This window comes from Castellaniella sp., from assembly GCF_004321985.1.
Taxonomy (GTDB): domain Bacteria; phylum Pseudomonadota; class Gammaproteobacteria; order Burkholderiales; family Burkholderiaceae_B; genus Castellaniella.
In genome coordinates this window covers 30,673-55,638 of record NZ_SCQN01000035.1, presented here as the reverse complement: position 1 = coordinate 55,638, position 24,966 = coordinate 30,673, and the positions used below count along the sequence as shown (strand labels likewise).

Genomic DNA, 24,966 nt, shown 5'->3' with positions numbered 1-24,966 from the left:
ATGGCGCCGGTGACCGCTGTCAGGTCAGAACAGCGGCAGTGTTTCAGGCGTGTGACGTGCCAGTACGTCGCGGGCTTGCTTGAAATCGGGGTACAAGCGGTCGACTTCGCGCCAGAAGGCAGGGCTGTGGTCCATGTGGCTCAGGTGGGCCACCTCGTGGGCCACGACATAGTCGATCAGATGCGGTGCAAAGTGGATCAAGCGCCAGTTCAGGCGGATATGACGCTGAATGGTGCAGGATCCCCAGCGCCCGTGGGCCGACGACAGGCTCCATCCGGCCATGGACTGTCCCGACCATTGCAGGTAGCGTTGCAGCCGCGCGTCGAAGTCGATGTGGGCGCGTTGCTGCAGCCAGCCCTGGGCGCGCTCCTGGATCCGGCCCGATGTGGCGTCCCCCGGCAGCGGCAGCCACAGGCCATCGTTCTCGTGTGGTGCGGACGGATCCCCTTGGTAGCGCAGGGCCTGGCTGCCGTCAAGGTGCAGTGTGAGGGTCACGCCCAGGTACGGGATATGGCCGCCGCTGCGCCATTGTTCGGCCTGCAACGCAAGCAGTTCCAGTCTTTCGCCACGCGTGCGGAGTTTCTCGCGGATCCAGGCCGCTTTTTGCGTGATGGCTTCTTCGATCTGGCGTCGGCTGGCCCAGACAGGCGCCTGGATGAGCAGACCCGTATCGCGTACGACCAGACCGATCGACTTTCGTCGCGACCGCCGCAGTGTGTAGCCCAGCGATTCGCCCGCCACGGTCAGTGTGTGCCAGCTGCAGCCCTCGGGCAAGGTGGCCGGCGGCGTGTCAGCCCGGCCCGGGAACAGAGCCAGTTGCTGTGGCTCGGCCTCAGTGCGGCGCATACCTTTCTGGGTTCAGGACCCGCATTTCGGCCTCGATCCAATCGTGGACCGCACGGTTCAGCGTAGCGGGACTATACCCGGCCGGGCTGATGGCCGGCCCGAAGGACACGGTGACCAGGCCGGGGGTTTTGAGGAAAGCATTGCGCGGCCAGCGCTCGCCAGCGTTGTGGGCCACTGGGATGACGGGCGTCCCGGTGCGGCAGGCCAGCAGGGCGCCGCCTTGCTTGTAGCGGCCTTCTTCGCCAGGCGCGACTCGGGTTCCCTCGGGAAACAGTACCGGCCAGCGGCCTTCCTGCAGCCGTTGGCTGCCGATGCGTACGACTTGCTCGAAGGACTCGCGGCCTTTGGTCCGGTCGATGGGGACCATGCTGAGCAGCGCCAGACTCCAGCCGAAGAACGGGACGTGGTGTAGTTCGCGTTTGTAGACGAACACGACGTCGCGCGGCAGGCTGACGGCGAAATACAGGGTTTCCCAGGCGGACTGGTGCTTCGACAGAATGATGGCTGGTCCGTTTGGCAAGTGCTCCAGGCCGCGTGCCTGGTAGCGGATGCCGAGAATCCATTTTGCTGCCCACAGCGTCATGCGGGGCCATCCCATGGTCAGCCGGTAGCGCCAGGCGAGTGGAAGTGGCGCCCACAGAACGCAGCACATCGCGTAGGGCACCACGGTGACGACCAGGAAGATCATGAACAGGAGCGAACGCAGGAAGGTCATGGCACGCTCTTGATCAGCGCGTCGGCGACAGCGGCCAGGTCGTCCCGGACTTCGGTGCCTGCGGGCAGTTCACCAGTGGTGCCGGAGGTTTCCCAGGTCTTGCGTCCCTTGCCCGTCAGCACCAGCCAGGGGCTGCAGTTGCAGGCTGCCGCCGCCTGCAAGTCGCGCAGGCTGTCGCCCACCACCGGGACGTTGTCCAGGCTGACGTCCAGCCGCTCGGCGATGTCGCGCAGCATTCCGGGTTTCGGCTTGCGGCACGCGCAGCCCTCGTCCGGCCCATGCGGGCAGAAAAAGATCGCATCGATACGCCCACCGGCATCGGCCACCGCCTGCCGCATTCGGGCGTGAATGGCCCCCAGGGTTTCCATGGTCAGCAGTCCGCGCGCGATTCCGGACTGGTTGCTGGCGATCACCACAGACCAGCCCGCATGAGTCAGCCGGCCGATGGCTTCCAGGCTTCCCGGCAGCGGGATCCATTCGTCGGGCGTCTTGATGAAGGCGTCGCTGTCCCGATTGATGACGCCGTCACGGTCCAGGATGATGAGCTTCACCGGGCCAGCCTCGAGAGGTCTGCGACCTGGTTCATCAGTGCGTGCAGGGACTGCAGCAGGGCCAGCCGGTTGGCGCGGACATGCGGATCGTCGGCCATGACCATGACGTCGGCGAAGAACTGGTCCACGGCCGTGCGCGCCTGTGCCAGGACACTCAGGCTGCTGGTGAAATTGCCCTGGGCAAGGGCGGCGGTCGCCTGCGGGGCGAGCTGTGCGATGGTGTCGGCCAGGCCGCGTTCGGCCGGTTCGACCATCAAGGCCGGATCAAACGCCGGCAGTGAACCTTCCGCCTTTTTGAGCAGGTTACTCACCCGTTTGTTGGCCGCGGCCAGGGCTGCGGCTTCGGGAAGTGCGGAAAATTCCATGCAGGCCTGGACGCGGGCGCTGATCTGGTGGATGGGGGGGCGCAATGCCAGCACGGCGTCGATGGCGGCTCGGTCATGGTCCCCCGAGAGCTGATTGCGGTATCGCTCGTAGACGAACTCCAGCACGGCATCAGCCGTGCCGTCGGCAAGCGTCCCGTCCGGAAAGCCGGCTGCGGCTTGTGTCAGCAGGGCCGTGAGGCGGGCCGGCGTGTCCTGGCTGGCCCGCAGCAGGCCGCCGGCCGTCAATTGCTCGTAGGCGCTGATGAGCCCCAAGGCCGCGCGGCGCAGGCCGTAGGGGTCTCGCTCGCCCGTCGGAATCAGGCCAATGCCCCAGATGCCCACGAGCGTCTCGGCCCGTTCAGCCATGAAGAGCACGGCGGAGGTCAGCGTCTCTGCGGTGATGGCCTCTTCCAGGCGAATGCGGTACTGGTCATGCAGTGCGCGCACCACCTCGGCGAGCTCGCCGTCGTGGGCGGCATAGTAGGCCCCCATGATCCCTTGCAGCTCCGGGAATTCCCCCACCATCTGAGTGCCCAGATCGGCGCGCGCCAGCCACGCGGCCCGGCCCGCCGTGTCCGCGTCGCCGCCCAGCAGCGGAGCAAGCCAGCGCGCCAGTGCCTGAACCCTCTGCGTGCGAGCGAGCTGGGAGCCCAGCTTGTTGTGGTAGACGCTGTGTTCCAGGTTGGCCACCCGGTCCGCCAGCCGTGTCTTCAGGTCGGTCTGATAGAAGAATTGCGCATCGGCCAGGCGCGGCCGCACCACGCGCTGATTGCCGTGGATGATGTGGCTGGGATCCTGTGGCCGCATGTTGCTGACGATCAGGAACTGGTGTGTGAGATGCCCGGTATTGGGATCGAAGAGCGGGAAGTATTTCTGGTTCAGGCGCATCGTCAGGATCAGGCATTCCGGCGGTACGCTCAGGAATTCGCGCTCGAACGCACCCACATACACCGTGGGGAACTCGACCAGCGCGGTGACTTCGTCAAGCAGGGCTTCGACCTCTGGTCCCTTGCCGATAGTGGCGCCCACACCGGCCGACACCGTGGCGAGCTGGTGTTCGATCTGGCTTCGCCGGTCCTGGAAGGACGCCAGGACGTGGCTGCTGCGCAGGCTGTCCAGCCATTGGTCGGCATGGTCGATCATCAGGATACCGCTGCTCATGAAGCGGTGGCCCAGCGTTGTGCGCCCGGCTTGCAGGCCCAGGGCATGAACCGGAACCACGTCCTCACCCCAGAGGGCGAGCAGATGGTGGGCAGGGCGTACGAACTTCACGCTGGTGTGCCCGTCGGCCAGCTGGTATTGCATGACCTTGGGAATCGGCAAGTGCGTGATCGCGTATTCCAGTGCCTGCTGCAATGCGTCGGCAAGCCGTGCGCCCGCCGCAGTGCCTTCTGCGTAGAGGACCTCTTGCTTGCCGTCGTGGCGGCGTGTGAGGCTGTCCACCGCCGTGTGCTCCAGGCCGCGTGCCTTCAGCTTTTTCAGGAGTGCGGGCGTGGCCGCCCCCTGGGCGTCCAGCCCGATTGCGGCGGGCATGAGTTTTTCGGCGTAGGGCTGGTCGTCTGCCTGGCCTCGAACGGCTTCCAGTCGAACGGCCAGCCGCCGGGGTGTGGCGAATGCTTGCCAGGCGGTGTCTGTCGACACCAGGCCGCAGTCCTGCAGGACATCGTGGATTCCCTGTGCGAAGGCATTGCCCAGCGCATTCAGCGCCTTGGGTGGGAGTTCTTCCGTCACCAGCTCGATGACCAGTGGACGAGTCGGGGTGCTCATGCGGCCTCCCGGCGCAGCATGGGGAATCCCAGGCGTTCACGCGATTCGAAATAGGCTTGGGCCACGGCCCGGGACAGATTGCGGATGCGGCCGATGTAGGCGGCGCGCTCGGTCACACTGATCGCGCCGCGCGCATCCAGGAGGTTGAATGTGTGTGCCGCCTTCAGGGTGGCCTCATAGGCGGGCAGCGCGAGCGGGACGGCGATCAGCCGCCGGGCCTCGGCCTCGTAGTCGCTGAAATGGGTAAACAGCATGGTGGTGTTGGCGTATTCGAAGTTGTAGGTGGACTGTTCGACCTCGTTCTGGTGAAACACGTCCCGGTAATAGACCTTGCGGCCATCCGCTGCCTGGGTCCAGACCAGGTCGTAGACCGACTCCACACCTTGCAGATACATGGCCAGGCGTTCCAGGCCGTAGGTGATTTCGCCCATGGTTGGGTTGCAGTCCAGGCCGCCCACCTGCTGAAAGTAGGTGAACTGTGTGACTTCCATGCCATTGAGCCAGACTTCCCAGCCCAGGCCCCAGGCGCCCAGCGTGGGATTTTCCCAGTCGTCCTCGACGAAGCGGATGTCGTGCTGCTGCGGGTCTATGCCCAGGCTGCGCAGGGAACCGACGTACAGGTCCAGGATGTGCGGCGGGGCCGGTTTGAGCACGACCTGGAATTGGTAATAGTGCTGCAGGCGGTTCGGGTTTTCGCCGTAACGGCCGTCATTGGGGCGGCGCGAGGGCTGGACATAGGCCGCGCGCCAGGGTTCCGGCCCGATGGCGCGCAGGAAAGTCGCCGTGTGCGAGGTGCCGGCGCCGACTTCCATGTCGTATGGTTGCAGCAGGGTGCAGCCCTGCTTGTCCCAGTATTGCTGGAGCGACAGAATCAGTTGTTGGAATGTGAGCATGACGGGGCGGGGCGGGCCCGCGAGGCTAGTGTTTGACGGGCGCTATCGTCGTGCGCCCAAAGGGCTCATTTTATCCACTAATGGTATCGTCTGATTTGTTCAGGAGAGAATGTCATGAGCGATTGCGTAGCGGTTCAGCGTGTGGATGGGGTCTTGGTCATGCGGTTGAACCGTCCCCAGGCGCGCAATGCCGTCAATCTGGAAACCGCGCAGGCGCTGGCCGCCGCGTTGGATACACTGGATGCCGATCCCGGACTCAGGATCGGCATCCTGACGGGTGAGGGCGGCCATTTCTGTTCCGGCATGGATCTGAAGGCTTTTGCGGCGACCGGGCAGCGACCCTACGTGGGGGACCGAGGCTTTGGCGGTCTGTGCGAGCGCCCCCCCGCCAAGCCGCTCATCGCCGCGGTCGAGGGCTATGCCCTGGCGGGCGGCTTTGAGCTGGCCCTGGCGTGCGACCTGATCGTGGCTTCTCGCGAGGCCCGTTTCGGCGTGCCCGAGGTCAAGCGCGGGCTGGTGCCGGGGTCGGGCGGCATGCTGCGGTTGCCGTCGCGGATCCCTTACCATGTGGCGATGGAGGCCGTGCTCACGGGGGATTTCTTTGGCGCCGAGCGCCTGCATGAGCTCGGTCTGGTGAACCGCCTGGCGGAGCCAGGCCATGCGCTGGACGCCGCGGAGGACCTGGCGCACGCCATTGCCGCCAATGGACCGCTCGCTGTCCAGGCGGCAAAGGCCATCATCTCGCAGTCGCGCAATTGGCGCCCTGAGGATCAGTTCGACCTGCAGCGGCCGCGTATCGCGCATGTATTCGCGTCCGAGGACGCGCACGAAGGTGCCACGGCCTTTGCTGAAAAACGCAAACCTGTCTGGAAGGGAAAGTGATGCTGGAGGCTGCCCTGCGTTCTGCGCTGTTCGTGCCCGCGACGAGGCCCGATCGTTTTCCCAAGGCCATCGCCAGTGGTGCCGATGCGGTGATCGTGGATCTCGAGGACGCGGTGGCGCCTGATCAAAAGACGGCCGGCCGGGAGGCGCTGGCGCGCTATGCCCGGGAGCACCCCGATCATCATCTCTGGGTCCGGATCAACGACGGTACGACGACGTGGTTTGAAGGCGACCTGGCGTTGTGCCGGTCGCTGCCATCGATCGCCGGCATCGTGCTGCCCAAGGCCCAGAAGGCCGAGCACGTCTACATCGTCTCGGGCGCCGGCAAGCCACTGATGCCGGTGATCGAATCGGCTGCCGGTGTACGGGAGCTGGGCCACATTGCGGCGGCCAACGGTGTGGTACGCCTGTCGTTCGGCATCCTGGACCTGATGGTGGAGCTCGGCACGCGTCCGGGTTCCCGAGCCGCGCAGTTCGTGCTCGACCAGATGCGTTTCCGGATACTGGTGGCCAGCCGCATGCATGGGCTCGCCTCGCCGCTGGACAGCGTCTATGCCGACTTTTCCGACCCCGAGGGCCTGAAGGAAACGGCCAGCATGGCCCATGACATGGGCTTTGGCGGAATGCTGTGCGTCCACCCGGTGCAGATCCCGGTGGTCCATGAGGTGTACCAGCCCTCGGCCCAGGATCTGGACTGGGCCCGGCGTGTGGTCGCCCGCGCGGACGAGTCCGGCGACTATACCTTCCGTCTGGATGGCCGCATGGTGGATCTGCCGCTCATCGAGCGCGCCCGCCGTATTGTGGGACAGTCCGCGTGAAGGCCTATCTGGATCTGGTGCGGACGATTTTCGAGCAGGGTTCCTGGCAGGACAACCGCACGGGCGTGCGGACCCTCAGCCTGCCGGGCGCCTGCCTACGTTTCGATTTGCGTGAAGGTTTTCCGGCCGTGACGACCAAGCGCCTGGCGTTCAAGTCCGCCATCGGCGAGCTGGTGGGGTTCCTGCGGGCCAGCGACAGCGCCGCTGACTTCCGCGATCTGGGGTGCCGGGTCTGGGACCAGAACGCAAATGAGAACCAGGCGTGGCTGGACAGCCCCTGGCGCGAAGGCGACGATGATCTGGGCCCGGTCTATGGGGTTCAGTGGCGCCAGTGGCCGGCTTACAAGCTGCTGCCCGCCGCGCAGGCAACCCGTATCGAGGCTGCCTTGGCCAGCGGATACCACCGTGTCGCGACCATCCAGGAAGGCGGCCAGACACAGGTGTTGCTGTACAAGGCCGTCGATCAGCTCCGAGCCTGCCTGGATGCTCTGATCGGAAATCCGGGCAGCCGGCGCATCCTGTTTCACGGCTGGAACTGCGCTCAGATCGAAGAAATGGCGCTGCCGCCCTGTCATCTGCTGTACCAGTTCCTCGCCAATCCGCAGACGCGCGAGCTGTCGCTGTGCCTGTATATTCGCAGCAACGACGTGGGGCTGGGCACGCCCTTCAACCTGGCCGAGGGCGCTGCACTGGCGCATCTGGTGGCGCGCCTGACCGGCTATCAACCGCGGTGGTTTACCTATTTCATCGGGGACGCCCACATCTACGAAACCCACATGGACATGCTGCGCGAACAGTTGCAGCGCGCGCCGTACCCGGCGCCTGTCCTGCATCTGTCCAACCGGATTCCGTCGTATGCGCAGACAGGCCGCTACGAGCCCGAATGGCTGGAGCGCGTGGAGCCCGGCGACTTCAGCCTGGAAGGCTACCACCATCACCCGCCGCTGACGGCGCCCATGGCAGTCTGAGCGGGGTCAGGCTTCGACGATGTCGACCGAGAAGGTGATCTTCGCGGTCTTTTCCAACATGCCGATGGCCGAGCAGTATTTGGTGTGTGAGAGTTCCACGGCACGCTCCACTGCATCCCGCGGCAATCCATGGCCGGTGACCTTGAATGCGTAGTGGATCTGGGTGAAGACCTTGGGGTCAGTCTCGGCACGTTCGGCAGTCAGCTTGGCCTGGCAGCCGGTCACTGCATGTCGGCCACGCTTGAGGATCAGCACGACGTCGTAGGAAGCGCAGCCGCCAGCGCCCACCAGAACTGTTTCCATCGGGCGCGCGGCCAGATTGTTGCCGCCGCCGGCCGGGTTGCCGTCCATGGCCAGGACGTGGCCGCTGCCCGTGCGGGCCACGAACAACATGCCCTCGGGGCCCTGCCAGTCGATGGTGCATTCCATGATGCGTGATTCCTTGATCAGTCAGTCTGGTTACGTTCTATCGCGGGCTGCCGGTGGATACCGGGTTGCCCCTGATTGGTATGGGGTATTTCAGGATTGTAATTGGTAATCCGACTTATCATAAATCAAATCTCAGATTACAATGCCATGCCTATTTGAGCCCGATTTTCGCGGCTCCGCGTCAATCTTTGCATATCGGAAGCGCTGTGGATACCGTAACCGTATTACTCCTGACTTTCATCCTGTCTGTGACCGGACTGTTCGTCTTCATCTGGTCGTTACGTCGAAACATGTTCGACGAGAACCCAGAGGCCGCGAAGGTCATCTTCTCGACCGGCGAGATCGGTCACGTCGAGGACCCTTCTGCTACACCCGAGCAACGCGCTGGCCTGCAGCAGGTCGTGATCGACAGCGGCAAGGCCGTGATCGATCCGTCCCTGGCCGAGCAGCTCAAGGAAGAGCTGAGCGAACGCCTGGAGGCAGACCGTTCCACTTCTTATGTCAGTTTCGTCTTCCTGTCCTGTGCCATCGTCTGGCTCGTGGCGGCGTCGACCTTCGGGCTGATCAGTTCGATCAAGCTGCACAATCCGGAATTCCTGACGCAGTACGCCTGGCTGACCTTTGGCCGCACGCGTACGCTGCACCTGAACATGGTGGCGTATGGCTGGTGTCCGATGGCAGCCTTCGGCGTGGCCATCTGGACGCTGCCGCGCCTGCTGAAGACACCACTGATCGGCGGCCGCTTTGCGCTGCTGGGCTGCATGCTCTGGAACGCTGGGCTGATCGCTGGGCTGGGGGCCATCGCGGCCGGCATCAATGATGGCCTGGAATGGCTGGAGGTTCCCTGGCAGGTCAGCATCCTGATCGTCCTGGGTGGTGCGCTCATTGCGCTGCCGCTGGTGTTCACGCTGCGCAATCGCCGCGTGCAGCATATCTATGTGTCGATCTGGTACATGGGCGCCGCGCTTTTCTGGTTCCCGGTGCTCTATCTGGTGGGTAAGGTTCCCGGGGTGCACTTCGGCGTGGAACAGGCCACCATGAACTGGTGGTTCGGCCACAACGTGCTGGGCCTGTACTACACACCGATCGCCCTGGGCTCCATCTATTACTTCCTGCCGAAGATCATCGGCCGCCCGATCCAGTCCTACAACATGTCGCTGATCGGCTTCTGGGCGCTGGCGTTCTTCTATGGTCAGGTCGGCGGCCACCACTTGGTCGGCGGCCCGGTACCGCACTGGCTGGTCACGCTGGCCATCGTGCAGTCCATGATGATGATCATTCCCGTGCTGGCGTTCTCCGTGAATCAGCACCTCACGATGAAGGGCCACTTCAAGACCATGTATTACTCGCCCACGCTGCGCTTCATCGTGCTGGGCGCCATGATGTACACCCTGAGTTCCTTCGAGGGCTCTTTCGAGGCCCTGCGCAGCGTCAGCCGGGTGGCTCACTTCACCCATTTCACGGTGGCGCACGCGCACCTTGGGTTGTATGCCTTCTTCACGATCACCATGTTCGGCGCGATCTATTTCGTCATGCCGCGCATCATGTCTTGGGAATGGCCGCATCCCCGGCTCATCATCGTGCACTTCTGGCTGATCGCGATCGGTTTCGGAATCTATTTTGTGAGCCTGTCCATTGGCGGCTGGCTGCAGGGTCTGGACATGCTGGATCCGACGAAACCTTTCATGGATTCCGTGCGCGTCACGATTCCGTATCTCGAGGGCCGCTCTATCGGCGGTGCTCTGATGACCCTGGGTCATCTGGTCTTTGCGGTGCACTTCGTTCTGATGGCTCTGCGCTATGGCACAAGCCGTGTTGGTCCCGCCTTGTTACACAAACAGCGTCAGCCTGAGCAACAGGCGATTGCAGGTGCCTGAAAATCATGGAAAGCGAATACAAACTTCTCAGTGGTGCAATGGTCACCCTCGCGCTGGCCACAGCCACACTGGTCGTGGTGCCCTATATGCAACTCGACCATGTGCCGCCGTCGCCGGGGCTCAAGCCCTACACAGAACAGCAGCTTCGGGGGCGTGAGGTCTACATCGCCATGGGTTGCCTCTATTGCCATTCGCAACAGCCGCGCAGCCAGTCCCTGGCGCCGGACTTCGAGCGGGGCTGGGGCCGAGCGCCGGTTGCCGGCGACTATTACTACGATCATCCGCACCTGCTAGGCACCAGCCGGACGGGTCCGGATCTGTTCAACATCGGCGCCCGCCAGCCCAGCGTGGACTGGAATCTGGGCCACCTGTATGAGCCGCGCGCCTATACGCCGGGCAGCATCATGCCGTCGTTCCCCTTCATGTTCGAGCTCAAGGACAAGGCTGCACCTGGCGACAAGGTCGTGAATCTGCCGCCCAGTTATGCGCCGGCCGGCAAGGTCGTGGTCGCCAAGCAGGAGGCCCTGGATCTGGTCGCCTATCTCATTGGCCTGAACCATACCTATCCAGTGGATCCGGGTGCCCAGCTGCCGCAGCTGTCGCCCGAGCAGGCGGCTGCCGACGGCATCAAGACTGCTGTGGGAGCCAAGAAATGAGCGATCCGAAGAACGTTCAACAGAAGCGCGAGTACTCGGAGCCCTACGAGGGGAGCCATCCGGTTCCCAAATTGGTTCTGACGGTCATCGGTTTGTTGCTGGTCTGGGCGGTTTACCACCTGTATACCAGCTTCAATCCGATGCCAGCCGCCGTCGGGGACGATCGCGTCGCCCAGGATTTCATCGTGCCGAAGACGGCCAATGGCGGCCAGCTCTACACGGCCAACTGCGTGGCTTGCCACCAGGCCAATGGCGCTGGTGTGCCGGGCGTGTTCCCGCCGCTGTCGAAGTCTGAATTCGTGGATGCCAAGGATCCTGGCGTGATGGTGCGTATCGTGCTGCACGGGATCCATGGGCCGCTGACGGTCGAGGGCAAGAAGTTCAACGGCGACATGCCGCACTTCCAGGACAAGTTCTCCGACGAGGAACTCGCCGCCCTGGTCACGCATGTGCGCTCCAGCTTCGGCAACAGCGCTTCACCCGCCGATGCCGCGCTGGTGGCAAAGGTCCGGGCGGAGACCAAGGGCCAAACGGGCCCCTGGAAGGGTGATGAAGACCTTCGTCCTCTGTTGAAGTAGCGCACCGCCAGGACGTCGTCGTGCGGTTGGTGCTGGCCCTGGTATTCGCCTTGATGGCGGGCTTGGGGTCGCTATATGCGGTGACCTCGGGTTTTACCGTCCTGACGGCCGAGGGCGCGCGGCGCCAGAGCGTGGCTGCTCACCCGCGCGTGTTGCCGGACGCGATGGTGCTGGATTCGACCAGCAACACCTTTCCTTTGGATGTCGACCTTCGCCGTGACGGGCGTCTCGCCATTGTCAACTTTTTCTACACGCGATGCGTGGCGCTATGTCTGGCGCAGGGGGCGCTGACCGGGCAGTTGCAGCAGGCGATTGCGGCCGAGGGCCTGCAGCACCGCATCCGGCTGATCAGCATCAGCTTCGACCCTCGTGACAAGGCGCCCGATCTGGCGCGCTATGCGCAGCGCATGGGCGCGGACCCGGGCGTCTGGCAGTTCCTGTCGTTTGCCGATCCGGCGCAGGGCAAGGCGGCGCTGGACGTGTTTGGCATCATGGTGGTGCCGGCGCCGCTGGGCGAATTCGAACACAACTCCGCGTTTCACATCGTCACGCCCGACGGCCGGCTTGCCCGCGTCCTGGATCTGGATCAACCTGGCAAGGCGCTCGAGGCTGCGAAGAAGATGCTGGCGGTGGGTGCACCAACTGCTGCAGTGCCTGCCGCGGCGCCGCGCTCGCCAGCGGCAGGGGGGCCTGGCTCATGATGGACGGGCTGCGGGACTGGAAGTTCTCCTTGCTGCTGGCGATGATCGCGCTGGGCTTGGCGCTGGGTTTGCGTGCTCCGTTGACCGCTCTCATGAGCCTGCACATGCTGGTGCAGATTCCCCTGCTCATACTGGCCGGCCTGTTTGCGGAACAGGCCTGGTGGGGCTTTCACGCGGGCGCTGCGGGGCGGAGCGGGTACCCCTCTACCGGGGGGCGGATGCGCTGGGCCTGGAATGCCCACGGTATTCCGGGCCTGCTGTTCGTCAGCCTGATCGGCGCCTGCTGGATGGTTCCCAAGGCGCTGGATGACGCGCTGGCAGACTGGCGTGTGGCGGCGTTCAAGTATCTTGGCCTTCCAGTCTGCGGTTGGATCCTGAGGGCCTCGCTGCGGACGTCGAATGTCGTCGTGAAACTGTTTTTCCTGGGTAATTTTTGCTGGATGAGCGCTATCGTCGGCATTGAGTACATGGATGAGCCGATCCGGTTGTGCAACGCTTATTTGCAGGATGATCAAAGCTGGGCGGGCCAGGGGCTGATTGCGCTGGCGATCATTCTGCCGTCCGCGTGGCTGTTGGCGGAGATCAAGCCCATCTGGCGTTTTCTGAATCGTTGAATGGAGGCATCATGGTGCATGCGAATGATGCGACGGCCGATGCCGGTGGCCGCGCAGGAGGTTTCAGCAGCCACTCGGGTTCGTCATCGCCGTCGTGGCAGCGGCACGCCGGCTGGGTCGATCGCCTGTTGGCAGAGGCTGGGCGGGCGTTGAATGTGTTGGATGGCTCCGTCTCGCATGCCCGGCCGTATCCCGCAGGCCCCATGCTGGGGGATGACCCGGCCCTTTCCGAGGCCGAGTCGCGGCATGCGGCCGGCCTCATGCGCGTGAATCATGTGGGCGAGATCTGCGCCCAGGCCCTCTATCGCGGCCAGGCGTTGCTGTGCCGCGATTCCACCGCCCGCCAGGTGATGCTCCACGCAGCCGAGGAAGAGGTCGATCATCTGGCGTGGTGCCGCCAGCGGCTGAATGAGCTGCACAGCCGTCCGAGTCTGCTGAATCCGCTGTGGTATGCGGGATCGTTCGGACTTGGACTGATTGCCAGCCGGGCAGGCAGGGCCCGGAATCTAGGCTTCATGGCAGAGACGGAGCGGCAGGTCGAGGAACACCTCAACGGCCATCTGTCGGCGTTGCCAGCGCAGGATTTGCGTTCGCGCCAGGTGGTCACACAGATGCGAGATGACGAGATCGGTCACCGGACGACGGCAGAGCGGCATGGCGCTGTACCCTTGCCATCGCCCGTCCGGCTGGCGATGCGCTGTATGTCGCGAGTCATGACCACCACCGCTTATCGCCTTTAGTGCGGTTGGCGGCTGCTGTTGAGTTGTAACGATATCTCAAGAAGGAATCTGTCCGGACGGCCTGCGCGGTAGGGTGGGTGAGGGAATCGCCCCTAAAGATAACGTTTTCCCTGGGTTGTTGTCGTCATGCAACGAAACTAAGGCTGATATCTATTGACAACAAATAGATCTTGCGTCGCAACAAACCCGTTCTATATAATTTGCTTATTGGATGTCGAGACGTGATTGCAGCGGGAAAACCCGTAGTCACGGATGGCTCGGACCTCAGGTCCTGGCAGCCCGACATGCCCCGGTTGTCTCCTCCACCCTCCTCCTTTGGTGGATTTAGCCCAGGATCTTCGGATCTTGGGCTTTTTTTTATCCAATTTTGGGTAGATGGCCGAAGTTTGGCCGAAGCCTGTGCGATGTTTTTGTTGCATCTGATCCTTTAGCCGGACCCGCATGTGTGACAATCCGTCCGATAATAGGGTTTTTCCTCATTTTCCGTGATTGAATTGAACGCCTCCAACCTGTCCGCCTCACTGAGCTGGCCGATCATTGGTATCGTGGCCTTCATGGTAGGGGGGCTGATCGTTGCTTCAGAACGCTGGCACGGCCGCTTCACCGATGATACGGACCTGCATAAGCCCCAGGCCATGCACAAAAAGCCCACCCCGCGTGTGGGTGGTCTGGCCGTGGTGGCGGGCAGTCTGGCGGGATTGCTGGTGCTGGGGCCACACAACATGACGCTGACCTGGCTGTGGCCAGCGCTGTTCGTGGCGGCCTTGCCGGTGTTCGTGTCGGGTCTGCTCGAAGACATCACCAAGGACGTCGGCGCGGGCAAACGCCTGCTGGCCGCCTTCATATCGGCGGGCATTGCCTGGTGGCTGCTGGGCGGGGTGTCCCGCGTGGGCCTGTCCTGGGCGGATACACTGCTGTCGAACTGGCCGATCATCTCACTGGTGTTCACGGTCGTGGCGGTTGGCGGCTGCACACACGCCTTGAACATCATCGACGGCATGAACGGGCTCGCCGGGATGATCGCCACGCTGATGGCGGTGTCGCTGGCACTGGTCGCGCTCCAAGTCCAGGACACCCCCATCTTTTTGATCGCGACAGCGCTGGCGTCAGCCGCGCTCGGCTTCCTGGTCTGGAATTTCCCATTTGGCCGCGTCTTTCTTGGGGATGGCGGGGCGTACTTTCTGGGTTTCATGCTGGCGGAACTTGCCGTGCAGCTGGTCGTGCGCAATCCTAGCGTGTCGCCTTTCTACGCGCTGGCTGTGTTGTTCTACCCGGTGTTCGAGACGCTGTTCTCGATCTGGCGGCGCAAGTTCAAGCGCGGCGTGCCGGTCGATCAGCCCGATGCCCTGCACCTGCATCAACTTGTTTTCCGCCGGCTGGTGCGTGTCACCTTCAGCCGGGACCGGCGCCATGCGCTGCCTGCGCTGTGCAACGCCATGACCTCTCCCTACCTTTGGGTGCTGGCTTTGATCGGGCTGGTGCCGGCAACGCTCTGGTGGGACAACGCCTGGGCCCTGTGCGCCAGCATGCTGTGCTTCGCTGCGGTGTACATCTGGCTGTATATACGCCTGGTCAAGTGGCGCCGACCCCGCTGGCTGCTGCTGCCGTCTCTGGGTCGGAGCGGACGGCACCATTGAGGCGGCATCGTTACTATTCATTCTGCACAACACGGCGCATGAGCCGGGGAGAATCAAATTGGACATTCAGGACGTCAAGCTGGCCGTGGTGGGCCTGGGGTATGTGGGCCTGCCGCTCGCCGTGGAATTCGGCAAGCAGCGGCCGGTTCTGGGTTTTGACATCAACGCGCGCCGCATCGACGAACTGCGCGTGGGGCGGGATCACACGCTGGAAGTCAGTAGCCAGGAACTGAGTGAGGCCGGGCATCTGCGGTTTTCCAATGATCCGGCTGAACTGGCTTCGGCCAACGTCTTCATTGTGACTGTGCCCACGCCGATCGACGAGTACAAGCAGCCGGACCTCACGCCGCTGGAACGTGCCAGCGAGCTCATCGGCCGGATTCTCAAGCGCGGCGATACCGTGATTTACGAGTCCACGGTCTATCCGGGTGCGACCGAGGAAGTCTGCGTTCCGGTGCTGGAACGGGTGTCGGGGCTGAAATTCAACGTGGATTTCTATGCAGGCTATAGCCCCGAGCGCATCAATCCGGGCGACAAGCAGCACCGGGTATCGTCGATCCGCAAAGTCACCTCGGGCTCTACACCGGAAGTGGCCGAACTCGTGGATACGCTCTATCGGCAGATCATCAAGGCCGGGACCCACAAGGCCTCGTCGATCAAGGTGGCCGAGGCCGCAAAGGTCATCGAGAACACCCAGCGCGACGTGAACATCGCGCTCATCAACGAGCTTGCACTGATCTTCAACCGCATGGGCATCGACACGCTGGACGTGCTCGAGGCCGCCGGCACCAAGTGGAACTTCCTGCCGTTCCGCCCGGGCCTGGTCGGTGGGCACTGCATCGGCGTCGATCCTTATTATCTGACCCACAAGGCAGAGGCTATCGGCTATCACCCGGAAATCATCCTGGCGGGACGGCGGCTGAACGACTCCATGGGCACCTACGTGGTGGCGCAGCTCGTGAAGATGATGACCAAGCGCCGCATTCAGGTCCAGGATTCGCATGTCCTGGTGATGGGTCTGACCTTCAAGGAAAACTGCCCGGATCTGCGCAATACGCGCGTGGTGGACATCGTGCGCGAACTAGGTGAATACAACATCCGGGTCGATGTCTACGATCCGTGGGTCGATCCTGCGGAGGCCAAGCACGAGTATGGCATCACGCCGATTGCGAAGCCCGAACCCGCAGCCTATGACGGCGTCATCGTGGCGGTTGCGCACCACCAGTTCGCCGAGATGGGGGCGGCGGCGCTGCGGGCGCTGGGCAAGCCCGAGCACGTGCTCTACGACCTCAAATACATTCTCGCCCGCGGCGAGTCTGATCTGCGTCTGTGAGGCTGGGGATGACGACACGTTATGACGCGGTTCGCGCGGAGCTCCAGGCCAAGCCGCGCACTTGGCTGGTGACGGGCTGTGCCGGTTTCATCGGTTCGAATCTGCTGGAAACCCTGCTGTCCCTGGACCAGACGGTGGTGGGGTTGGACAATTTTTCAACCGGCTACCAGCACAATCTGGACGAGGTTCAGTCCCTGGTCACGCCGCAGCAATGGGCGCGATTTCGTTTCATCGAGGGCGATATCCGTGACCTGGATACCTGCCGGCGGGCGGTGGAGGGCGTGCAGCATGTGCTGCACGAGGCCGCGCTGGGCTCCGTACCGCGCTCGCTGAATGACCCGATCACCACCAACGCCGTGAATGTCGGCGGACAGCTCAACATGCTGGTGGCGGCGCGCGACGCGAAGGTGCAGTCCTTCGTGTATGCGGCGTCCAGTTCCACATATGGAGATCATCCCGGTTTGCCCAAGGTCGAGGACCAGATTGGCAAACCTTTGTCGCCCTACGCGATCACCAAATACGTCAATGAACTCTATGCCGACGTATTTGCGCGCGCGTATGGGTTCCAGACCATCGGGCTACGCTACTTCAACGTCTTCGGCAAACGGCAGGATCCGGATGGTGCCTACGCGGCCGTGATTCCGAAATGGGTCTCGTCCATGATTCGCGACCAGGAAGTCATCATCAATGGCGACGGCGAGACCAGCCGGGACTTTACGTTCATCGAAAACGTGGTTCAGGCCAATCTGCTGGCGTCTCAGGCGGGGCCAGAGGGCGTGAACCAGGTCTATAACGTCGCCTTCAATGCACGCACTTCGCTAAATCAGCTGTTCGGTCATCTGCGTGACGTTCTGGGGCACAACGGCATTGGTTACACGCACGAGCCGCGCCACGGTGATTTTCGGGCGGGCGATGTGCGCCATTCTCAGGCCGATGTCTCCAAGGCCCGGCATCTGCTGGGCTATGAGCCGCTCTATGACATCCTGCAGGGGCTGGAAGTTGCCATGCCCTGGTACACGCAGTTTCTGCGATGAAGTACGGGGCGCGGTCACCGTCATGACTGGGAGTGCCCCGTGTTCGCGCGCCTGAAGGGCTGGTACGGCAGGCTGCCGGCCGATCACATGCGGATTGCCCAAGGAGCGGCCCGTGTGGCGTTCTTCCTGCTCATGGGCAAGGCGGTTGGCGCATTCAAGGAGATGGCGGTCGCCTACCGCTACGGCGTCAGTGACGTGGTCGACGCCTACCAGTTCACGCTGACGCTGGCCAACTGGCTGCCGTTGACGCTGGTGGGCTCGTGTTCGGTCGTGCTGATCCCGGTGCTGGTGCGTAGCCGCCATGGCGATCGCCAACTGCATGGACGGTTCCTGGGTGAACTGCAGGGTTGGTCCTGGCTCCTGGGGATTGTGATTGCGTTGCTGCTGGCGATTGGCTGGCCAGTCGTGCTGCAGGTGGCAGGTCAGGGGCTTTCCCCGGACGTGCACGACATGAGTCTGGTGCTGATCCTCGCCTTTGCCCCCGCCGCGCTCTTCACGGTCTGGACGGGCCTGAGCGCGGCCCGCCTGCGGGCGCACGAGCGGCACATCAATACACTGCTCGATAGCGTGCCGGCCCTGATGATCATGGTGTGGGTGCTGTTCGCCTCGCCGGGTGCGGGCGTGCTGCCACTTCTGTGGGGCACGTTGCTCGGGTACGCGCTGCAGGCTCTGCTGGTGCAGTGGCTGGCCGGACGAGCGGACGCGATGCCCATACGGCCCCGCCTGCGTCGTCAGGCGCCCCAATGGTCGAGCCTGGCAGCAGCGGCCGGCATCATGCTGGTGGGCCAACTGGCGATGAGCTTCGTGGGACCGATCGATCAGTACACGGCCGCCCGGCTGGGCCACAATGCCAATGCCACCCTGGGCTATACGGCGCGGCTTTTGTCGTTGCTGATTGGCCTTGGAGCAGCTTCGGTCGGGCGCGCGGCCTTGCCGGTCCTTTCGGACGTTCAGGCGCGCGGGGACGCCGCTTATGCCAGGACGATGGCGCTGAAATGGTCGGTCGTCATGTTGCTGATCGGCGCCGCGGTCGTGGCGTTGGGATGGTGGCTGGCGCCATGGGGTGTGTCGGTGCTCTTTGAACGTGGCGCCTTCACGGCGCAGGATACGGCGCTCGTAGCCCATGTCCTGCGCTGGGGGTTGCTGCAGGTCCCGTTCTATTTCGGTGTGCTGATTCTGGTGCAACTGCTGGCCAGCCAGAATCGCTACGGCTGGATGGCGACCATCGCGGTCGTGAATTTTCTCATCAAGGCATGGATGAACACGGTGCTGGCGCCGTCCATGGGTGTCGCCGGCATCATGTTGGCCACCAGTATCATGTATGCCATGTCGTATGGGTGTTATCTGGGGCTGGCCCTGAAGCGGCGCCCCGGTGCAGCGAGCCGGACGGAGTAGGAAAAAGTGGACAAGACCCGGGATCGGTCGCATCTGATGATCGTGATTCATTCCCTGCAGGGCGGCGGCGCCGAAAGGGTGGCTGTGGATATGGCTGGTTACTGGCAGGCGCGCGGCTGCCAGGTTTCCGTGGTGACTCAGACCGATGCATCGGGCGATGCCTATCGCCTGCCCGATGGCGTTGCGCGGTACGCGTTGCGCCTGGCGGAAGACACGGGCGGCGGGTTGCGTGCGCTGTGGGGCAACCTTCGCCGGATACTGGCGCTACGCCGGCTGGTGCGCAAGCACCGCCCGACGGTGGTGCTGGGGATGATGACGCGCAGCTCCATCCTGGCCGTAGTCGCCGCCCGAGGACGGTGCCGCGTCATTGTCACCGAGCACACCCATCCTCCGATCCAGACGCTTCCACCGCTGTGGCAGCGCCTGCGGCGCTGGGCCTACCCCCGTGCCGATGCGGTGATCGCACTCACGCACGGTACGGCACAGTGGCTGGACCTCAACGTGCCGGGCGTGCAGGCCCAGGTCATCCCGAATGCCGTGCATTGGCCACTCGAAGACGGTGATCCCGTTGTGCCGGCCGACAGAGTCCCAGGGAGGCTGCGCCTGCTGGCCGTGGGCCGCCTGCACGGCGTGAAAGGCTTTGCCTGCCTGGTGCGGGCCTTTGCATCGCTGGCAGCGTTCTTTCCGAATTGGGATCTGACCATTCTGGGCGAAGGCGGCGAGCGAGCGGCGCTCGAGGCCTTGTGCGAGGAACTCGGGCTGCAGGGGCGCGTCAGCCTGCCGGGGCGAGTCGGCAATGTGGGAGCCTGGTACCAGGCGTCGGACCTCTATGTGCTCAGTTCTGTCGCCGAGGGTCTGTCCAACACGCTGCTGGAGGCCATGGCCAGCGGCCTGCCCTGCGTGGCCTTCGATTGTGAGACGGGGCCGCGCGAGATCATCCGCAGCGGCATCGACGGAATACTGGTGCGGCCCGTTCAAGATCCCGACGCGCTGGCGGCCCGCCTGTCCGAGTTGATGGTGGATCCAGCCCTGCGCGCCCGCTATGCGGGCCGGGCTGTGGACGTGCGGGATCGTTTCAGTACGGCGCGGGTCATGGCGCTATGGGACCAGGTCTTTCGCGGTAACCGGGTGAATTGAGATGCGCATCCTGTTTCTGGTCAGTTCCATGCACGGCGGCGGCGCTGAGCGCGTGGCGGCGACGCTGGCCAGCGCCTGGACGCGGCGTGGCGACGAGGTGACTCTGGTGAGTTGCTATTCCGGGCGCGGGCGCTGCGACCAGCAACTGGACCCTGGCGTCCGGCTGCTCTGGCTGGCGGACCGGGTACGGGGCCCAGCCTGGTTGCGGCCGGTGAGCAAGCTGCTCGCCTTGCGCGCCTTGGCCGGCGAACTGCGCCCGGACCGGGTAGTGTCGTTTCTCACCAATGTCAATGTCACTGCGTTGCTCGCGTTGTTCGGAACGGGGTTGCCGGTCGTGGTCTCCGAACGGACCGACCCGGCCCATGGCGCGATTCTCCTGGAGCGCCCGCTGCGCTGGCTGCGTCGCCTGACCTATCCCTGGGCCCGTTGTGTGGTGGTTCAAACGCAGCAGAGTGTGCCGCATTTGCAGCAGGTGGCCCCTGGGGTTCGGCGTATCGCCGTGATTCCGAATCCGTTGCCGGACGGCTTGCCGGCGGTGCGCACCGCCGAGCCCCAGACTGGGCGCTTCGTCCTGGCCGCGCTGGGGCGCTTTGATCCGGCCAAGCAGTTCGATCGCCTGATTGAGGTCTTCGCGGGTCTTGCCGAACAGTTCCCTGACTGGGATCTGTGGATCTGGGGGGACGGTCCGCAGCGCGAGCCGTACCGCCAGCGGGTCGGAGCGTTGGGGCTGGAAGACCGCATCCATCTGCCGGGGTTCAGCCACAGGCCGTGGGAGAACCTCGTCGCTGCGCATGGGTTTGTGCTCAGCTCCAGGGTAGAAGGGTTCCCGAATGCCCTTCTGGAAGCCATGGCGCTGGGACTGCCGTGCGTGAGTACGGACTGTCCTAGCGGTCCGGCCGAATTGACGCGTGGAGGCCAAGATGCGGCGCTGGTTCCCCTGGACGACGATCCCGCCATGGCCCGCGCGCTGAGCGCGCTCATGCAGGCAACGCCTCAGGCACGGCTTGCCAGCGGGTTGGCTGCTGCCGCTTCGGTGCGCACCCGGTATGGGCAGACTGCCATCCTGGAAGCCTGGGATGCGGCCTGGAGCGGCGAAACGGGCGGCCCGGCCGATACAATGCGGGAGTCCGCTGCCGGCGGACCCGAACGCACACAAAGGACATCATGACCGCAGACCGCATTCAAGGCGACCTTTCGGACCCGGAATGCCAACACGAGGAGGCCACCCCGGATGGTTCTTCGCTGTATGTGGTCCACGTCATCTCCGGCCTGCTGCATGGCGGGGCGGAAACGGTGCTGCACAGGCTGGTGACGGCGCCCGGGACTTCCGTGCGGCACACCGTGATCTCGATGGGCGGCGAGGGGGTGATGGGGCCGACGCTGCGACAGGAAGGCGTGGAAGTGCTGACCCTGGACATGCAGGGTGTGTGGGGGGTGCTGCGCGGTCTGTGGCGATTGTTCTGGATTCTGCGCGAGCGGCAGCCTGATGTGGTGCAGACGTGGATGTATCACGCCGATCTGCTCGGGGGGCTGGTCGCCCGTCTTGCCGGCATTCGGGCCGTGGCCTGGGGGATTCGCAATTCGGGGGTGAGTCTGGCCGAAAGCAGCCGTTCTTCGCGCATCACGGCGTGGATCTGTGCCCGTCTCTCGGGCTGGCTGCCGGGCGTCATCGTGGCGTGCGCACGCCGGGCGGCCGAGGTGCATCAGGGCTGGGGCTACCGTGCAGATCGCATGCTGGTGGTGCCCAATGGCTATGATCTGTCGGTCTGGCATCCTGATGCGGATGACGGTGCCCGCTGGCGTAGCCAGTGGGGGGTTGCGCACGACACCGTGCTGCTGGGCAGTGTGGCCCGCTGGAACCCACAGAAGGATCACGCCAATCTGCTCGCGGCGGTGGGATTGGTGGTCCGGCGCTATCCGGCCCTTCGGTGTGTGCTGATCGGCCTGGGAATGTCCCGCGACAATGCGTCGCTCATCGAACTGGCCCGTCACTACGGGCTGCTGGATCACCTGATCTTTCTCGGCCGGCGTGACGACGTGCCGTCCCTGATGCGGGCGCTGGATGTGCATGTGCTCTCGAGCAAGGCGGAAGGCTTCCCGAATGTGGTGTCCGAGGCCATGGCTTCGGGCGTGGCATGCGCCGTTACCGATGCGGGGGATGCCGCCGATATCGTCGCCGGTCACGGCTGGGTGGCGCCTGTCCAGGATGCCGCAGCCCTGGCGGGGGCCATCGAGCAAGCCATTGCAGCTGCGAAGGGCCCCGAGTGGGCGTCCTTGTCCGAAGCGGCGCGTGCTTCGGTGGCACGGCGCTACAGCCTGCAGTCCATGGTGGATCGCTACGAGGTTGTCTGGCGGCGCCTGGCAGCGGACTATCCGACCCGGCGCCGGCTGGGAGCCCCACAGCCGATGCGGGGCCGGGCAGCGTCGGCCGAAACCGCCGGATCCGGGCCGTCCGGCGCTTCCGCTTCGCGGTTGCTGTTCGTGGTCAATAATCCCGCCTTTTTCCTGTCGCATCGGCTGCCGCTGGCGCTGGCTGCGCGCGAGGCCGGCTATGACGTGCATGTGGCGACCATGGACGGCCCTTCGGTCGCGGAAATCCGCGCCCATGGGTTGACCCACCACATCGTGCCACTATCGCGCAGCGGTACGAATCCCTGGACCGAGACGAAGAGCCTGTGGGCCATCTGGCGGCTGCTGCGTGTGCTTCGTCCGGCACTGGTGCATGCCGTCACTATCAAACCTGTCCTGTATGGGGGGATCGCTTGCCGGTTGGCCGGGGTGCCCGCATTCGTTGCGGCGATCTCCGGCCTGGGCTATGTGTTCATGCAGACAACGGGCGCCCGGGGCCTGTTGCGGCGTGTGGCGCTCATGCTGTATCGCTTCGCCCTGACCGGGCGCGACAGCCGCGTCATCTTCCAGAATGCTGCGGACCGGGACGTGCTGGTGGCTGCTGGCGCCGTACGTCCCGATCAGGTCGTGATGCTGCGCGGCTCGGGGGTCGACCTGGATCGGTTCGCGCCACAGCCCTGGCCCGAAGAGCCGGTCTCCATCTGCATGGCTTCGCGTCTGTTGCGGGACAAGGGTGTTGAGGAATTTGCAGCGGCGGCGCGTATGGCCCGCGATCGTGGTGCAACGCTGCGTTGGCGCCTGGCCGGAAGCCCTGATCCGGGCAATCCCGCTTCTGTCGATCTCGCGCTGGTGCGGGGCTGGGAGTCAGCCGGGTTGCTGGAATATGTAGGTGAGTGCACGGATGTCGCGGCGCTGTATGCGCAATCGCATATCGTGGTGCTGCCGTCCTATCGCGAGGGCCTGCCCAAGTCCCTGATCGAGGCGGCCGCCTGCGGCCGCCCCGTCGTGACCACCGATGTGCCGGGGTGCCGGGACGCGGTGGAACCGGGCGTGAGCGGCTTGCTGGTCCCTCCGCGCGATGCTCGTGCCTTGGCCGATGCCGTCCTGCGGCTTGCGGACGATGCATCGTTGCGCGAGCGCATGGGCGCCGCCGGGCGAGCACTGGCCGAACGGGATTTCGGGCTGGCCGGGGTCGTTCAGGCACATCTGGATCTGTATGCGGAACTGATCGGCTCAGAACGGCAGCGCCCGACCGGGCAATAGCGCTCCGATTGCGCCGCGGAATTCGTCTTCGATCCGCTTCAGTGCGTCCGGGGTGTCGCCCTCGAAGCGCAACACGACAACCGGGGTTGTGTTCGAGGCGCGCGCCAATCCGAACCCGTCCGCGTATTCCGCGCGGATTCCGTCAATGGTGATGCGCTCGGTTGCGCGTGGGAATTTTCCTTGTGTCTGCAGGCGGGCAATGAAGCGGTGAGGTTCGCCTTCCGCCATGGGGAGCTTCAGTTCGGGGGTGGACAGCCCCTGCGGCAGGCTTTCCAGCAATGCGCTCGGGTCGGTGCTGCGGGATAGGATTTCCAGCAGGCGCGCCCCGGCATACAGGCCGTCGTCGAAACCGTACCAGCGTTCGTTGAAGAAGATGTGGCCGCTCATTTCGCCGGCCAGCGGCGCCCCTGTTTCGGCCAGCCTGGCCTTGATGAGCGAGTGTCCCGTCTGCGACATGGTGGGCACGCCGCCCGCGTCGCGGATCGCCTGGGCCAGGTGACGGCTGCACTTCACGTCGAAAATGATGGGCGCGCCCGGGACGCGCTGCAGGACGTCGCGCGCGAACAGGATGAGCTGGCGATCCGGCCAGATGATCTGGCCGCTGCGGGTGACCACACCCAGCCGGTCGGCATCTCCGTCGAAGGCCAGGCCCAGCTCGCAGTCCGTGTGCCGCAGGTGGGTGATCAGATCCTGCAGGTTGGCCGGATCGGCGGGGTCGGGGTGGTGATTCGGAAAAGTACCGTCCACCGTGGCATAGAGTTCGTCCACCGTGCAGCCCAGTGCGCGGAACAGCCGGCCGGCGACCACAGCCCCCACGCCGTTGCCGCAATCGATTGCGATCTTCATCGGGCGGGCCAGGCGGATATGGTCGGTGATGTGGCGGACATAGGTATCGATCAGGTCCTGGTGGCTGCCCTGGCCTGCGGCGACGCCTTGCGGTGCCTGAATGTCGGCCATGGCAGTGCGTAGAGTCTGGATGTCCTCGCCGTGCAGTGTGCGGCCTGCGATCATGAGCTTGAAGCCGTTGTAGTTCGGCGGGTTGTGGCTGCCCGTGATCGCCACCCCTGATCCGCTGCCGTCCAGGTGGGTCGCGAAATACACCAGCGGCGTGTGGACCAGGCCCAGGTCCACTGTGTCGATGCCGCCCGCCTGTAGGCCGGCCTGTAGGGCGTCGGACAGCGCCGGGCTGCTCAGCCGGCCATCGTGCCCCACGACCATGCTGCGGACGCCTTCCCGACGCGCCTGTGCGGCCAGCGCCAGGCCCAGGCGGCGTGCGAAGGATTCGTTCAACTGCGTGGGGACGGTTCCGCGGATGTCATAGGCCTTGAAGACGGCGGCAGGAAGGATAGTTGAATCGGTCAATGCAGGCTCCAGAGTGAGACCTCATTATCGCCGATTACAATCAGGGATCACGACTC

Annotated in this window: 23 protein-coding genes and 1 pseudogene; 17 read left to right on the top strand and 7 right to left on the bottom strand. The window is 64.4% G+C overall.

Annotated features, from left to right (window positions below; genetic code table 11):
• Positions 1–24 precede the first annotated feature (24 nt).
• Genes EPN31_RS07405 through glyQ form a run of 5 tightly spaced genes read right to left on the bottom strand, consistent with a single transcriptional unit; the run spans position 25 to position 5,137 of the window.
• On the bottom strand, positions 25–846 hold the full coding sequence (locus EPN31_RS07405) for a M48 family metallopeptidase (RefSeq protein WP_291771329.1): 822 nt from the start codon (positions 844–846) through the stop codon (positions 25–27).
• Positions 833–1,561, bottom strand: coding sequence for a 1-acyl-sn-glycerol-3-phosphate acyltransferase (locus EPN31_RS07400; RefSeq protein WP_291771326.1), 729 nt, complete (start codon positions 1,559–1,561; stop codon positions 833–835). The genes EPN31_RS07405 and EPN31_RS07400 overlap by 14 nt, the downstream gene beginning before the upstream one ends.
• Positions 1,558–2,112 carry a D-glycero-beta-D-manno-heptose 1,7-bisphosphate 7-phosphatase gene (gene gmhB, locus EPN31_RS07395; protein ID WP_291771324.1) on the bottom strand — a complete coding sequence of 185 codons (555 nt, stop codon included), beginning with the start codon at positions 2,110–2,112 and terminating at the stop codon, positions 1,558–1,560. Before gmhB ends, EPN31_RS07400 begins: the two co-directional genes overlap by 4 nt.
• A complete protein-coding gene (gene glyS / locus EPN31_RS07390) occupies positions 2,109–4,244 on the bottom strand; it encodes a glycine--tRNA ligase subunit beta (RefSeq protein WP_291771322.1) in 2,136 nt (711 codons plus the stop codon). The genes gmhB and glyS overlap by 4 nt, the downstream gene beginning before the upstream one ends.
• Positions 4,241–5,137, bottom strand: coding sequence for a glycine--tRNA ligase subunit alpha (gene glyQ, locus EPN31_RS07385; protein ID WP_291771320.1), 897 nt, complete (start codon positions 5,135–5,137; stop codon positions 4,241–4,243). The genes glyS and glyQ overlap by 4 nt, the downstream gene beginning before the upstream one ends.
• A 114-nt stretch (positions 5,138–5,251) precedes the next feature.
• Here glyQ and EPN31_RS07380 point away from each other — a divergent pair, with 114 nt between their 5' ends.
• From EPN31_RS07380 to EPN31_RS07370, 3 genes are read left to right on the top strand one after another with little or no spacing between them, the layout of a single operon-like run.
• Positions 5,252–6,019 carry a crotonase/enoyl-CoA hydratase family protein gene (locus EPN31_RS07380; protein WP_291771318.1) on the top strand — a complete coding sequence of 256 codons (768 nt, stop codon included), beginning with the start codon at positions 5,252–5,254 and terminating at the stop codon, positions 6,017–6,019.
• On the top strand, positions 6,019–6,837 hold the full coding sequence (locus EPN31_RS07375) for a CoA ester lyase (RefSeq protein WP_291771403.1): 819 nt from the start codon (positions 6,019–6,021) through the stop codon (positions 6,835–6,837). The genes EPN31_RS07380 and EPN31_RS07375 overlap by 1 nt, the downstream gene beginning before the upstream one ends.
• Complete coding sequence (locus EPN31_RS07370) at positions 6,834–7,805, top strand: thymidylate synthase (protein WP_291771315.1); 972 nt, start codon at positions 6,834–6,836, stop codon at positions 7,803–7,805. Before EPN31_RS07375 ends, EPN31_RS07370 begins: the two co-directional genes overlap by 4 nt.
• A gap of 6 nt (positions 7,806–7,811) precedes the next feature.
• On the opposite strand, the gene EPN31_RS07365 is transcribed toward EPN31_RS07370, so the two are convergent.
• A complete protein-coding gene (locus EPN31_RS07365; protein ID WP_291771312.1) occupies positions 7,812–8,234 on the bottom strand; it encodes an OsmC family protein in 423 nt (140 codons plus the stop codon).
• A 206-nt stretch (positions 8,235–8,440) separates the two neighbouring features.
• Between EPN31_RS07365 and EPN31_RS07360 the strand changes: the two genes are divergently transcribed.
• The 14 genes and pseudogenes from EPN31_RS07360 to EPN31_RS16690 all read left to right on the top strand — a co-directional run bounded on the left by EPN31_RS07360 (position 8,441) and on the right by EPN31_RS16690 (position 23,548).
• A complete protein-coding gene (locus EPN31_RS07360) occupies positions 8,441–10,111 on the top strand; it encodes a cbb3-type cytochrome c oxidase subunit I (RefSeq protein WP_291771309.1) in 1,671 nt (556 codons plus the stop codon).
• Positions 10,112–10,116: 5 nt separating this feature from the next.
• Entirely contained in the window at positions 10,117–10,767 is a 651-nt protein-coding gene (locus EPN31_RS07355; protein ID WP_291771306.1) for a cbb3-type cytochrome c oxidase subunit II, read from the top strand.
• Positions 10,764–11,345: a cytochrome c gene (locus EPN31_RS07350; RefSeq protein ID WP_291771303.1), complete on the top strand. Its 582-nt coding sequence runs from the start codon at positions 10,764–10,766 to the stop codon at positions 11,343–11,345. Before EPN31_RS07355 ends, EPN31_RS07350 begins: the two co-directional genes overlap by 4 nt.
• Positions 11,346–11,365: 20 nt before the next feature.
• Positions 11,366–12,046 carry an SCO family protein gene (locus EPN31_RS07345; protein ID WP_291771300.1) on the top strand — a complete coding sequence of 227 codons (681 nt, stop codon included), beginning with the start codon at positions 11,366–11,368 and terminating at the stop codon, positions 12,044–12,046.
• Positions 12,043–12,660 carry a hypothetical protein gene (locus EPN31_RS07340; RefSeq protein ID WP_291771297.1) on the top strand — a complete coding sequence of 206 codons (618 nt, stop codon included), beginning with the start codon at positions 12,043–12,045 and terminating at the stop codon, positions 12,658–12,660. The genes EPN31_RS07345 and EPN31_RS07340 overlap by 4 nt, the downstream gene beginning before the upstream one ends.
• A gap of 11 nt (positions 12,661–12,671) precedes the next feature.
• On the top strand, positions 12,672–13,400 hold the full coding sequence (gene coq7, locus EPN31_RS07335) for a 2-polyprenyl-3-methyl-6-methoxy-1,4-benzoquinone monooxygenase (protein WP_291771293.1): 729 nt from the start codon (positions 12,672–12,674) through the stop codon (positions 13,398–13,400).
• Positions 13,401–13,921: 521 nt separating this feature from the next.
• Positions 13,922–15,037 (top strand): glycosyltransferase, encoded by a 1,116-nt coding sequence (locus tag EPN31_RS07330; protein ID WP_291771401.1) that lies wholly within the window; start codon positions 13,922–13,924, stop codon positions 15,035–15,037.
• 58 nt (positions 15,038–15,095) lie between these two features.
• On the top strand, positions 15,096–16,370 hold the full coding sequence (gene tviB / locus EPN31_RS07325; RefSeq protein WP_291771291.1) for a Vi polysaccharide biosynthesis UDP-N-acetylglucosamine C-6 dehydrogenase TviB: 1,275 nt from the start codon (positions 15,096–15,098) through the stop codon (positions 16,368–16,370).
• A gap of 8 nt (positions 16,371–16,378) precedes the next feature.
• Entirely contained in the window at positions 16,379–17,404 is a 1,026-nt protein-coding gene (locus EPN31_RS07320) for an SDR family oxidoreductase (RefSeq protein ID WP_291771288.1), read from the top strand.
• Between the two features lie 87 nt (positions 17,405–17,491).
• Positions 17,492–18,799 carry a murein biosynthesis integral membrane protein MurJ gene (murJ, locus tag EPN31_RS07315; protein ID WP_291771398.1) on the top strand — a complete coding sequence of 436 codons (1,308 nt, stop codon included), beginning with the start codon at positions 17,492–17,494 and terminating at the stop codon, positions 18,797–18,799.
• Positions 18,800–18,835: 36 nt separating this feature from the next.
• The gene (locus tag EPN31_RS07310) at positions 18,836–19,936 is read left to right on the top strand and encodes a glycosyltransferase family 4 protein (protein WP_291771396.1); all 1,101 of its coding nucleotides are present in this window, start codon (positions 18,836–18,838) and stop codon (positions 19,934–19,936) included.
• Position 19,937: 1 nt separating this feature from the next.
• Complete coding sequence (locus EPN31_RS07305) at positions 19,938–21,104, top strand: glycosyltransferase family 4 protein (protein WP_291771285.1); 1,167 nt, start codon at positions 19,938–19,940, stop codon at positions 21,102–21,104.
• Positions 21,101–22,189 (top strand): annotated as a pseudogene (locus EPN31_RS16695) (glycosyltransferase); the annotation flags it as partial. The gene EPN31_RS07305 and the pseudogene EPN31_RS16695, both read left to right, overlap by 4 nt.
• Positions 22,190–22,342: 153 nt before the next feature.
• Positions 22,343–23,548, top strand: coding sequence for a glycosyltransferase family 4 protein (locus tag EPN31_RS16690; RefSeq protein ID WP_367188302.1), 1,206 nt, complete (start codon positions 22,343–22,345; stop codon positions 23,546–23,548).
• Here the strand turns inward: EPN31_RS16690 and EPN31_RS07295 are convergent.
• Entirely contained in the window at positions 23,519–24,910 is a 1,392-nt protein-coding gene (locus EPN31_RS07295; protein WP_291771280.1) for a phosphomannomutase/phosphoglucomutase, read from the bottom strand. The genes EPN31_RS16690 and EPN31_RS07295 overlap by 30 nt on opposite strands.
• Positions 24,911–24,966 lie beyond the last annotated feature (56 nt).